This window comes from Ruminococcus sp. 8Y-12, assembly GCF_058119865.1.
This window is the reverse complement of record NZ_CM176623.1, coordinates 1,077,517-1,090,090: the sequence shown is the minus strand read 5'-3', so window position 1 is coordinate 1,090,090 and position 12,574 is coordinate 1,077,517. Positions and strand designations below refer to the sequence as shown.

Annotated in this window: 9 protein-coding genes; all 9 read right to left on the bottom strand. The window is 43.4% G+C overall.

Translation table 11 applies throughout. The features are described 5' to 3' along the window. Position 1 precedes the first annotated feature (1 nt). The 9 genes from rpiB to AC0THY_RS03810 all read right to left on the bottom strand — a co-directional run bounded on the left by rpiB (position 2) and on the right by AC0THY_RS03810 (position 12,463). Positions 2-505: a ribose 5-phosphate isomerase B gene (rpiB, locus tag AC0THY_RS03850; protein ID WP_489993153.1), complete on the bottom strand. Its 504-nt coding sequence runs from the start codon at positions 503-505 to the stop codon at positions 2-4. Positions 506-526: 21 nt separating this feature from the next. Further along, complete coding sequence (locus AC0THY_RS03845; protein WP_489993152.1) at positions 527-1,531, bottom strand: LacI family DNA-binding transcriptional regulator; 1,005 nt, start codon at positions 1,529-1,531, stop codon at positions 527-529. A 181-nt stretch (positions 1,532-1,712) separates the two neighbouring features. Continuing rightward, positions 1,713-2,477 (bottom strand): nucleoside phosphorylase, encoded by a 765-nt coding sequence (locus tag AC0THY_RS03840; RefSeq protein WP_489993151.1) that lies wholly within the window; start codon positions 2,475-2,477, stop codon positions 1,713-1,715. Positions 2,478-2,479: 2 nt separating this feature from the next. Next, positions 2,480-3,073 (bottom strand): TetR/AcrR family transcriptional regulator, encoded by a 594-nt coding sequence (locus AC0THY_RS03835; protein WP_489993150.1) that lies wholly within the window; start codon positions 3,071-3,073, stop codon positions 2,480-2,482. A 502-nt stretch (positions 3,074-3,575) separates the two neighbouring features. Continuing rightward, positions 3,576-6,377 (bottom strand): nucleoside hydrolase-like domain-containing protein, encoded by a 2,802-nt coding sequence (locus tag AC0THY_RS03830; RefSeq protein WP_489993149.1) that lies wholly within the window; start codon positions 6,375-6,377, stop codon positions 3,576-3,578. A gap of 453 nt (positions 6,378-6,830) precedes the next feature. Further along, positions 6,831-7,814: a Gfo/Idh/MocA family protein gene (locus AC0THY_RS03825; RefSeq protein WP_489993148.1), complete on the bottom strand. Its 984-nt coding sequence runs from the start codon at positions 7,812-7,814 to the stop codon at positions 6,831-6,833. 25 nt (positions 7,815-7,839) lie between these two features. Further along, positions 7,840-9,054: an ROK family transcriptional regulator gene (locus tag AC0THY_RS03820; RefSeq protein ID WP_489993147.1), complete on the bottom strand. Its 1,215-nt coding sequence runs from the start codon at positions 9,052-9,054 to the stop codon at positions 7,840-7,842. Between the two features lie 106 nt (positions 9,055-9,160). After that, on the bottom strand, positions 9,161-10,342 hold the full coding sequence (locus AC0THY_RS03815; RefSeq protein ID WP_489993146.1) for an iron-containing alcohol dehydrogenase: 1,182 nt from the start codon (positions 10,340-10,342) through the stop codon (positions 9,161-9,163). 513 nt (positions 10,343-10,855) lie between these two features. Further along, positions 10,856-12,463, bottom strand: coding sequence for a transposase (locus tag AC0THY_RS03810; RefSeq protein ID WP_489993145.1), 1,608 nt, complete (start codon positions 12,461-12,463; stop codon positions 10,856-10,858). Positions 12,464-12,574 lie beyond the last annotated feature (111 nt).

Below are 12,574 nucleotides of genomic sequence, written 5' to 3'. Positions count from 1 at the left end.
CTTATTGACCTCCTGACTTTTGTTCTATAAATTCCTGGAACTCAGATCTTTCCAGATCCCTGCTGGTTTTCATCTCCAGCTTGGAAATCAGGTCCAAAGAGATATCGTGTCTTCCACCCTCATAATCCGTATTCAGCCATATCTCTACGATCTCTAAGGCTTCCCGGACAGCAGTAATTTTGCCTCCCAGACACAGGATGTTAGAATCATTATGTCTCCGCGTCATCTCTGCCATATAAGAATCTGTGCAGAGGGCAGCTCTTATCCCCTTGAACCGGTTGGCCGCAATGCTCATTCCAATCCCGGTAGAGCAGATTAGTATGCCTCTTGCATCCTCATCGTTTCGAACAGCCTCCGCCACCTCCACGGCATAATAGGGGTAGCGGACTATATCATTGGAATGGCTGCCCACATCCTGATATTCAATCTCTCTTTCCTGCAGATACTTTAGGATGTCTAATTTCAGACCATATCCGCCGTGGTCGTTGCCAATGATGATTTTCATGGCTCACCTCCTTGTCTGTGTCTACCTGATCCTCTCTCTGACACTGTCCCGTACAATTAATCTGTTATCACCAAGCTTTGCTTTTCTCTTCCCCGGGGGCGCCTGCCCCAGCAAGAGAGCCACACTCTCCATCCCCAACTCATAGGTGGGTTGGTGGATAGTTGTCAATGCCGGTGTGACGATATCTGCAAAGCTTATATCATCGTATCCCATCACAGAGATATCATCCGGCACCTTACATCCCTTTTTCTGGATTGCCTTCATGGAGCCTATGGCCATCAAATCATTGGCTGCCAAAATTGCTGTGGGAAGCTTAGGGCATCCCAGCATTCTTTCAGTGGCCAGATATCCGCCCTCCATACTGTAGTTTCCATTTGAAATATAATCTGCGTAAAGCTCCAGATTATGCTCCTGGCAATAGTCAATAAACCCCTGGTATCTGCAGAAACTGGAATAGGAATCATTCAGCCCATGGATAAAACCGATTCTTTTATGTCCATTGCTTCTCAGATATTCTACGGCACTGCGTATTCCCTCATAATCGCTGTTGTTTATGTACATAATGCCGCTTGCATCTCCCTTGGTGGGATCTTCATCCACAAGCACCACTGGGACACTCTTGCAAAGCTGTAAAAGCTCCTCCTCCCTAAGCTGATGCTTCATGATAATGAGTCCCCTGACGTTTTTCGCAAGAAGTGATTTTATGTAACCTCTTTCCTTATCCTCACTTCTGTCCGTATTGCACAAAAAAGTGGAAAATCCCTGTTTCTGCGCCGCATCCTCGACTCCCCTGGCCACCTCGGGATAGTAGGGGTTTGTAATATTGGGCAGGATCAAGCCTATATCATTTGACTTCTGCGTCCTCAGAGTTTTGGCAGTCAGATTATAGTGGAACCCCAGCTTTTCCATTGCCGCTAAAACTCTTTCCTCTTTTTCCTTTTTTACATGGTTTTTCTTATTGAGGACATTTGATACTGTACCCACTGATACTTTTGCTTCTATAGCAACATCTTTTATAGTAGCCATTCATTCCTCTTCCCTTTTTTGAATCGTTTCAATATAATTACATTATACACATTACACAACAGTTGTCAATAGGTATTTTATTTTTTATACAACTTGTTCACAAGTAAGCGTAACCATTCAGACGGGTCAGGTCTGTTACTGGCGCTACCACCCGGCGCAGCCTGTAACAGACCTGATATCTTTACAGTGCCAGACCGCACTCGAAGGCCAGCAGCATATACTTTTGGGCATTGGTGAATCCATAGTCCGTCAGATCCCTGGGCTCCCATACTTGGCTGTCCAGATTATCTGCACCATAAAAAAACTGCCCCAACTTCACCCTTCTGTATTTTGCAACAGCCAGCAGCGCGGAGTATTCCATGTCCACTCCCAGACAGCCCATCTCTTTGTATTCCATGATAGCCTCTTTGGTCTCCCGGTAAATGGCATCTGTGGTCCATATCCTCCCGGATACAGAAGGATAGCCATGGGTTCTCAGACATCTTTTTACAATGGATGTCACCTCCTGATCCGGCTCTAGCTCCTCCTCCGGCGCCAAATAGTGATAGCTGGTACCCTCTTCCCTGACAGTTCCTGTGGGAATAATAAAACGGTCTCCCACCTTGCGTTCATCCAGCACCCCGCAGCAGCCGAAAAAAACAAACTTTCTGCCTCCCATTGCAATCATTTCCTCAAGTCCGCACGCACATGCAGGTGCACCCACCAAAGAGAGGTAAAATGCAATCTCCCGCCCTCCATACCGGATTTTGTATACAGGGTTGATTCCATTGGCACTGTACAGTTCTGCAATCCTCTCCACTCCTTCCATGGCTGCAAACTTATCAATAATCTGTTTGGAGAAGGTGGATATGCAGATATCAGGAAACTGCTCCACAGGCTTTGTGACATCCGTGGGATTGATAAAGGCTAAAGCATCCTGCCTTGATTTATAAAAGATTGTATTCATGTTTATTCTCCTTTCTGCTCTATCAATAATAAATGTTTCACAGTGTCAACTATCCTCTTCGGTATCTTTTCATCGATTGGCATAAGCTTGCTGTACATCCGAACTCCCTGGTAGGAAAAAACGATGAGGTCAAACACCGCCTCCGGGTCCGTTTCTTGAAACTCTTTTGTCTTAATTCCATAATCAATGAGCTCCACCCACATATCCCTGGACTTCTGATACTGCCTGGATATGGAGTTTTCACTCGCAGAGATGCTCCCATTGCTAAAGAACTCATAGATTGCCAGGCTGAGGGAATGGCTGCTGTCAATCATTTCCCCCTCATACCTGGAAAGGACATCCTCCAGAATCTTTGCCGCCGGAATGTGCCTCCCTATCTTCTCTTTAAACTCATTCTCCTGATTGTCCATGAGCGCTGTCACGATTTCTAAAAAAATCTGCTCCGTGCCCGTATAGTGGCGGTACAGACCTCCCCGGCTGAGTCCGGTCTGCTCGCAGATGTCCTTCATTGTCACATCCTTGTATCCTTTTTCAGCAAACAGTTTATATGCAGCCATACATATCCTCTTTTTTGTCTTTTCTCCCTTTTCTCCCATTGCGCCTCCTTTTGCGACATATGTGTTTCTTTTTTAATTATGCGTCATTTATGTCGCTTTGTCAACAACAAATTTGAATAACTAATATAGGACTCCTCCCCAGTATTAATTGCAGTTACTACTTCGTGAACTATTTATACCATGCCCGTATACTACAAGCAGAATTACATCTCTAATTGTTTTTAATGTTTGCATTCTGATTTTTATGTTTTATAATATAATTGCTGCCAGCTCTTTCCACCAGGAGGAAGGTGAATCTTTTGTTGTCTCTGTTGGGGCATATGTAGTGAGCTACTACATATGCAAATGGTTAGACAAAAATAAAATGACAGCTATCCAAAAAGAATCCCCGAGAGCAGCAGCTCTAAGGGATTCGCTTTGTGAATATAAATTTTCTCTTTACACTTTAATGTTTATTTCACATGAACTGTGGCTACATATTTTTTTGTTCCAGCCTGTACCGTTATCTTAGTCTTTCCTGGGCATACTTCTCTGTAATCTCTCATTTCACTTTGATGGACTTACTCACCGCAGCTGCGGAATTTTTGTATTTGCCTGTTCCTTTTGCTACAAGTGAAAAGTTATATTTCTTTCCTTTTTTGAGTAATTTCTTAGGAATGGTATAACTCGTTCTGCCCTTCTTAATCTGTACTGTCTTTATAACTTTCTTACCTCGTCTGATTTTCAGGGTGTAGCCATTATTGTTCGCTACTTTTTTCCACCTTGCTTTTTTGGCGGTGAGCTTTAGACCTACCGGTTTTTTCAACTGTACAGCCTTTGGAGATGTTACTGTTGTGGGACACTTACAGGTGTTATCGCGCAGTGCCAGCTCATTGATAGCGTCTAACAGGTTATTGAACGCCTCGTCCACTACTGACTGCTCATTTCGTGTCAAGTCTGCATTTAAAACAGTCTCCGCAGTCTTCATGGATGACAGCAGAGCTGTAACGCTATCTTCCTTAAATACTTTTGTATTAAGCAGTTTCACCTTATTAAAAAGATCTTCCAGTAATCCGGTGTTTGCTTTATATCTCAAAGCCAGCATAGCGTTGTTTAATTCATCTGTGGCTTCATTGATTTCTTCCTGGGAAGTCATTACATTGTCAAACAGCTCTTTTGCATTCTCCAGAGCTCTCTTAAATCTGGCCCGTCCCTTAGCTACATAATCGGTCAAATTGTGAGATTCCGCTGTGGTAATTGCATCCAGAAGCAGGGCTTTATTGCCCTCTTTCATATCCAAAGCCTGAATCCATTTCAACAGTTCATTTTTCGCCGCGTCAACCTGGTCACTTGTGGCATTGGGATCATTGTTGAGCATTCTTGCCTCAAACAAAGCTGCCTCAAGCTTCTCTCTCACGGATTTTACTACTTGCTTGTAATCGTCCGCCTGTACTGCCTCCTGGGCATAGTCTATAAACTTCTGCAGCGTCACCTTATCAGGAACTTTTTCCGTTACGGCTACTTCACAGGTTGCAAAGAGTCCATTGGAAAGTGTGGCTGTGATCGTAGCGGTTCCAACCCCCACAGCTGTTACATTGCCATACTCACTCACAGTGGCAACACCCTCATCGCTGGAAGTCCAAGTAATATTCTCGATAGAAGTAACTGGATTGAAGTTGGCAAATAATGTTTCGTCAGTTCCTTTTTCTAAGGAGAGTTCTGCCTTGTTTAACTCAACGCCAACACCTACGGTCAGCACAACACGCTTATAATTCTTTAAGCTTGTATAAAGATCATTGCTCTTAGAATCGGAAACTTCAAATATCAGGTGGATGGTATCGCCCACCTTGGCATCCTCAGGAACTGTGAATGTAACGTCTTTTGTATCGGATAATTCAATGGTTCCAGTATCCGCATGGGTATCTGCGTCCGCATAGCGCCACCATTTATAGGTCAGCTCATCGCCGTCCGGGTCATAAGCAGCGCCATTGAAATCAATGATTTCCCCAGGGGTAACCGTGAGATCAAGTCCGTTCATAACACCGGCCTTGGGATGGTGGTTTGCGTCTTCATATTTGTCTGTAACCGACCACTTTGCATGTGCCGAATAATCAGCCTGAAAATCAGGCGCCCAGCGGGAGAACGTCCAGTTCTTAGGCAGGACTGTGGAACCTTCCGGCGGAACGTCAACTGCTACGGCTGTGTATGCTGATCCGCCGTTCATCTGGTTACCTGAACCGATTACATCTCTGTACTCGTTCGGCCTGTCCGGATTTGCTTTTTCAAACCGGCCTCCCCAGCCTCCCCAGGACGGGTCCTCACTGCTTCTCAGTCCGTTGTCAACCAGGCAGAGGTATGACGGAGTATCGCCCTCCGCGTAGAAATATCCATTCTCGCTCCTGTTGCGGCTTCCGCTGTCGCCCCAATCAGAGAACGGAAAATTATCTGCTTCTGTATGTGGTGGGGTATAAACCGGCTCCGTGTAAAATTTATGGGTAGGATCTTGCAAATAAGCATTGGACAGATCAAATGGAACCCGAATCAAGGACTCGCTGGTAAGTGGGCTGCCTATATTGACGATTGTATCAGTCCATGCTTTGCAGAACCATGTTTCCTGTGCTTCGATCATATGTCTCTGGGGCTGTGTCCAGGTTGCGTAGAAATTGAAGAAGCAGTCTTGGCTTACAATAACCCGGATTCCAGGCCAATTTGGCGCCACGTAGGAACCATATGTAGGTGCCTGGTTGTCCCATATCATGTAAAGGGTGACTTCGTTGTTGATCTTATTCAAAATTCTGTCCCAATCTTCCGTACCCTCATACTCCTCTTTGATGCTCTTGAGAGCCCTGGCAGTGGTATTCATTCCGCCCCAATGCTGAATGTACAGCTCTTCGCCGTCCGGATTTTCAAGGATGGTTTTTTTGATATATTCAGATCCTTCGGTAATCTCCTGTAAATCCCCTACCACCTTGATGTTGCCGTGCTTTGTAACACTTTTAAGGTATTCAGGTGTTGGATAGGATGGATCATGCACTTTCAGATTGTCGTAGACTTCCGCATATTTTTCAAGGTAGTAGTCCAGCCACCTGAAACCGGTCCATCTCCTCTGTTCAAAGGTTACGGTGACAGAGCCATCATCGTTTGTCACTTGATTTTTAATATAAGATTTCTGTGTATCTGTCAAATTCTCCACTGCCTCAGCATTCGGGTATCTGATATCTCCGCCAGTGTGATGACCGGCATTAGACGCGGTCAGCGCAGTAAATGCGCAGGCCTGTAGAATAGGTATCGATAACCTAACTAACTTCCCCCTCCCATTTTCGCACAGAGTACTTATTGATGTTAAAGCAAGAAACGAAAACATTATATAAACATTTACGTAATATAATTTTAGCAAAGAAATTTATCTAAAAATATATCCATTCTGCTTTAAAATTGCATATTCATACTTTTTTGTAATCATATTTTGTTCTTGATGTAACTGTAAAACACTGAAAAGCTGTGTTTTGGCAGGCCGCTAAAACAATCGTGTAAATATTTATGCAAAATATTCATACATGAAATTTTTAATGAAAAAGAATCCCGCCCGGAGGGCTTTTTATATCATAGGGAATTCCGAAGGACTTTCTTATGATATAAAAAAAGCCTTATCCAAGAGATACTATCCTCTTCTCAGATAAGGCTAAACTTATTTCAGGGTAATGATCAAATTTATATGAAACTTCTTTTAACTGTCTGTTCATTGAGCAGCATTTCGGACAGAGAACGACTCAGTATAAAAAGTTTCCTGCTCCACGCCTATACTATTCTGGGATGTCTAATATCCGATCTGCTCTAATATTCTATCAATGGTTCTCGCGTTTGCCATCGAAAATTCTGCTGAAACCGCAGGCATTTCTCCATCCTCAATGCATCTTCCAAGCTGCTCCACCTCCAGCTTATAATTCTGGGGCGTGGGAACAGTCTTTGTTTCCTCCCTGCCATCGAATGTGGTAACCGTGTAGCTGAGATCCCCATCTCCGTTGAATTCAAAATTGGCACCTTTGATGCTTCCCTTTGTCCCATGAATCTCGAAACGTTCGCTATGTCTGTCCAGATTGGTCTCCAGCACCATTCCGCAGGAAAAAGCCGCTTTGCTTCCATCCTGGTATTCCATGAGTACGGAAGTATACGTGTCAATGCCCTCCTCAGAAAAGGTGCTGACTGCCTGGATTCCCGCAGGTTCTTTATCAAATATACGCTGAATCAGACTGGTATTGTATACGCCAAGATCATAGGTAGAGCCTCCCAGCGTCTCTTTTCGCATGCGGATATTCTTCAGGTCATAATCTGAGGTGATATAGGCAGATTCCATGTATCGGATCTCTCCAATTATCCCTTTTTCAATTTCTGATTTCAAGGCCGCTATGTATGGGCTGTGCTGGTAGGCAAAAGCCTCCATCAGACAGACCTGATTCTCATCTGCAGTCTCGAACATCTCCTGTGCCTGCTTTGCTGTGGGCGCAATGGGCTTTTCACAGAGAACATGCTTTTTACTCTGAAGCGCTTTTATGGTCCACTCATAATGCAGGGTGTTTGGCAGTGGGATATATACTGCCTCCACCTCCGGGTCTGCCAGCAGTTCTTCATAACTTCCATATGCCTTTGCAAATCCATATTTTTTCTGAAAGTCTTCTGCCTTCTCCATATTTCTGCCCGCAATAGCGAACATCTCACAGTTATCTGCCGAAAGCATTCCCGGAAATGTACTTCTCTCACAGATAAATGCCGTTCCTAAAACACCCCATTTTACTTTTCTCATATTTTTTACCTTTCCTTTCATTCTTCTACTGATAGAACAGCTGTCCTTCAAAAATAGCAGTCAGAAGACTGCTTGCACATCCGCGCAAGGCTGCATCTGCTTCAAAGTGAGATTTTGTCACCTGCACATTCCGATACTTCCTTGCTATATGTCTTTCATTTACCTTTTCCTCAAGTACTTTGAGATAATGGTCAGGTATCCAGAATCCCTCATGCCCGATAATAATTTTTTGAGGATTGAAACCATTTACAAGGCTTATCATTCCACAGGCAAGCTTTTCCATCATATCCAGAAATACTGCATCCATCCTCCCAGCTTTTTCCGAGAGGCTGTCTTCGGCTTTCGCTCTTTTTAAAAGGAGCTCCTCCATTTCCAGGCAGAATTCCCGAAATGATTTTTTTTCACCTGTAGCTTCCTGGAGCTGCCTGGCTATCACATTGCTGGATGTATAGGTTTCCAGACATCCTTTATTTCCACAGCTGCAGAGGTTTCCCTGCCAGTCAATACTGGTATGCCCCAGTTCACACACCATGCCGCTGCTATTGCTATATAGCTTTCCATTGGTGATCACCCCTGTTCCGATTCCATTGGCAAGATCAACATAGATGAAGTCTTCACACGCCCTCCCGCTTCCAAAATATTTCTCAGCTATGGCAGCGCAGTTGCTTTCCCCGTCAAAATATACCGGCAACTTATATTTTTGCTCGATTTTTTCCTGCAAATTGAGATCATGAATACCGTAAAAATTTGGCGGGGTTAAAATTTGCCCCTGCTTATAATTTACCGGACCTATTGCGCCTATTCCGATTCCAAAGATCTTTTCTTCTCTGTTTTCAGCTAAAATGCGATCTATAGCTCTATACATTTGGGTCAGAAGTTTACTACTGTTTTTTTCATTTAGGCCAAAGCTGGCCTTTTGCAGAATATCCAGCTTCAGGTTACACAATACAATGCTGCATCTCTCTCTATAAAGATTGATCCCTATTAGCTTTGGTGCTTTTGCAGGTATGCAGAGCTGCACAGGATTACGCCCCTTGCCTCTCTTCTGCATGGTCTCATTTTCCTCTATCAGGCCATCTTCCAGGAATTCACCCACGATGTTGGATACTGCCATTTTGGAGAGGCCAGTTTTTTTTGACAGCTCAATCCTGGAAGTACATTCCCCTGTCACAACCAGCTTCAATACCAGACCTCTGTTCTGTTGTTTCAATGAAGTATTGTTCAATCCTATTTTCGTCATACCCGAATCCTTCCCCCGCCGCTGAAACCATAGGACGCTTTTGTTTGCAGCACATAAAAGGATATAGTAAGGATTTTTATCCTCAGTACTAATTCCCGTACACCGCTCATTTTGCCATCTGGTATATTTGAATCATATCTTCCTTCTTTAGCGGAACCACACAGCCATTTGCTCCGCCCGTGGCCTGTTCACAGCTTGCCGCCATCCGACTGATCTGCTGTTCAGTGGGTTCCACCCCTAATTCCCTCAAAGATGTGGGCATATCTATGGAACGATAGAAATCTTCCATTGCTGTTATTCCTCTCTCAACGGTCTCTTCATCGGAATCCCCAGGCGTCACCCCCTGCACATTTACAGCAAACTTTACAAACCGCTGCATTGCAGCATGACTCACATATCGCGCCCAGCTCCCCCATATCGCTGCAAGTCCGGCTCCATGTGCCACATCAAACATCCCTCCAAGCTCATGCTCCATGTTGTGGCTTGCCCAGTCTCCGCCGTCTGTCCCGCACCCGGTAAGGCCATTGTGCGCTAAACTGCCTGCCCACATGATTTCTGCTCTTGCTTTGTAATCAGATGGATTGTCTGTCAGCACCCGGGCATATTTCATAACCGTTTTCATCAATGCCTCACTGATGGAGTCTGTGATTTCCATATTGTCGCTCTGATTGAAATACCGCTCCATGGTATGCATGAGAATGTCAACTACGCCGCTGGCCGTCTGATAAGCAGGAAGCGTCATGGTAAGTTGTGGATTCATCACTGCGAATCTGGGGCGGCACAAATCTGTATCATAAGCCCGCTTTAGGCCTTCTTTTTCATTGGTAATCACACAGCCATTGCTCATCTCACTCCCTGCCGCTGCAATTGTCAGCACAACGCCTATTGGAAGGCAGGCACCCGCCTCACGCTTTCTTTCAAAGAAATCCCAGACATCCCCCTCGTTTGCCACTCCATAGCCAATTGCCTTTGCAGAGTCAATGACACTTCCTCCCCCTACAGCGAGAATGAAATCCACATTCTCTTTTTTGCACAGTTCTATGCCTTCATAGACCAAAGACAAATGTGGGTTGGGTACTACGCCTCCCAGAGTCACATACGAAACATGGACCTGTTCTAAAGATGCTTTGATCCTGTCAATTAATCCGGAACGCACTGCACTTTTTCCGCCATAATGAATCAAAACTTTTTTACAGTTCTCCGCTTTTACAAGAGTACCTGTCTGTTCCTCTGTGTTTTTTCCAAAAATAACTTTTGTTGGTGTGTAGTACTCGAAATTGCTAAACATAGTAATCCTCCTCTTCCTGTTACTTTCTTGGGGTTATTTAGTAAATTCCTTTTACTTTATAAGCATATAATACACTCGTTTTACTAATTGTCAAGTGTTTTTACAAATAATTTAAATGCTGTAGCTCCTGATTTCTGTTGTCAAAAGATCTATCACTTGTGGCCTCCAGTAATTTATGGCGCAGCTAGGGCGCCCCAATAGAGATACTATATTCATTAAAGTAGAACAAAGTGGACGAGTCCACGTCAACTCCCTAAATCCCTCACTCATGAGGGACTTGTACACTTTGCGCGCCAATGTGCAGCTGCGAAGCAGCTTTCCTCTGCACATTGTGTGCATTCCTTTTCTTACATAGGGAAGTCCGGAGCGCTTTCCTATGTAGATTAGGGTGTCAAAAGACATGAAAACATTAATTAGTATTTATTTGTACCTTGAAAATTTAACACGAAGTGGTTTTGAACTGTGAAATGTCATAGTTAGTTATCGTCAGTCGATTGGTTTTTTATCAGATTTTTATACCGCTTTTGATTTAAGCGCAAAGGAATCCAGACTACCAGCATAATCTAGTAGCTTTTGAAAATTTAATGCTGCGATTTTAAAGCCAAAATATAGACGGGTTCTTTTCTTTCCGTGTGTTGGTATCTTATCTATATGATACCGTCTCCTGAGAAGCGACGGTATTGCTTCTACTCCATTACGAAAACGGGCATGCTTACTGAATTCTTCTGTTTTCATATATTGCAATTGTTTTGCTCTTCCTACAGACTTCCAGGATACTTCTTTTCTGACTCTGGTTTGTAAAAATCGTGGCTTGCATTTTTCTTTATATGGGCAGCAACTGCAGGTTTCCTTTTTGAAATACGCAACGGATCGCTCGTTCCCTGAATCGTATTTACATTCTTCAGGTGAACATCCATTTATACATTCAATCAGATAATGTCCGTCTTCCGTAAACTTAAATTCAGCGTAGAGTTCATCGGGTTTACGTCCGGTAAAGTTCGTTGTGACAAGTTTGATGTTATGGTCATTTGCCATCCGCAAATTTTCTTCTCCGCTGTATGCACCGTCTGCAACTAAAAGAACCTCATCACTCAAACGCGGTTGTTTACTCAAGTAGTCTTTCATTAACTGATTATCCGCATATATATTTTTCTCATATGCATAATCGGTTATGAGACTTCCATGTTCACTAACAGACTCTACCACGTTTCCCACATAGCCAAGATTTTTGCCTCCGGCTTTGTAACGGAAAGTAGCCTCCGGATCAGATGGATTTAGAAGGACCTCCGATGAATTTTCGACTTCTTCTTTTTTTCGAAGGCGCCGTTTTCCATCATCATCCATAATGGTTCTTTCTTTTAGCAGACGAATCAGAAGCTGATACTCGCTTGTATCATCAAATTCACCGGTGCTTCCACACTGCTGAATGAGTATCTCAGCATCGTGCATTACAACAATGGTTCTTTCTGTGGCATCTAAATCCCTTTTATGATAGATACAGCGGTTGAAATCATCTTTCTCAATATAATGATGTTGTTCTTCTGGAATTGTATGACCCCGCTGATCCATGATTTTTGCAAGATTTACCACGCAGGTATAGAACAATTCCAGTAAAGAAAGATTCCTGATATTTGCAGCAATCATAAGACTATCCATACGCTGCATGCTTGGGGAAATCTTCATAAACTCTGAGATTTCCTTAGCCATCTTAACGGTACATTCGTGAATCAAGTCAACGTCATGCTCTGTTTCATAAGCAAGCACACGTGCTCTAAATCTGCTTAGACTTCTATCACTAAGAGGCTGTTCTTCAAAACTTGTAGTATGAAGAGCATACTGGTAACGAATATCAAACATAAGAGCCTCTACCAGTTCGTCATCCGTATCGCCCAAAGCTTCCTTTAGAATCAGCGCGCCAACAATGACATTAATTGGAGTGTTTGGACGGGATGCCTTGGTGCTGTACAAAGCAGAAAAAATAGTTTCATCAATAGCCGGAAAAACTTTTTCGGCAAACACTTTTGCCCAAGATTTTTCTAATACTCTTTTTTCTCTTTCTGTAAGATTAAAAGTGCTATCGTTTAACGATAATTGTTGATTTTCATTTGCAACAAAAGCCATTTCATCACCTCGGTATTTGATAATGTAATTATACCAAATATTCGGCATTTTTGCTATTTCGTGTTAAGTTTTCAAGGTACAAATTTATATCAAAGGTCATTGACCTTTTGA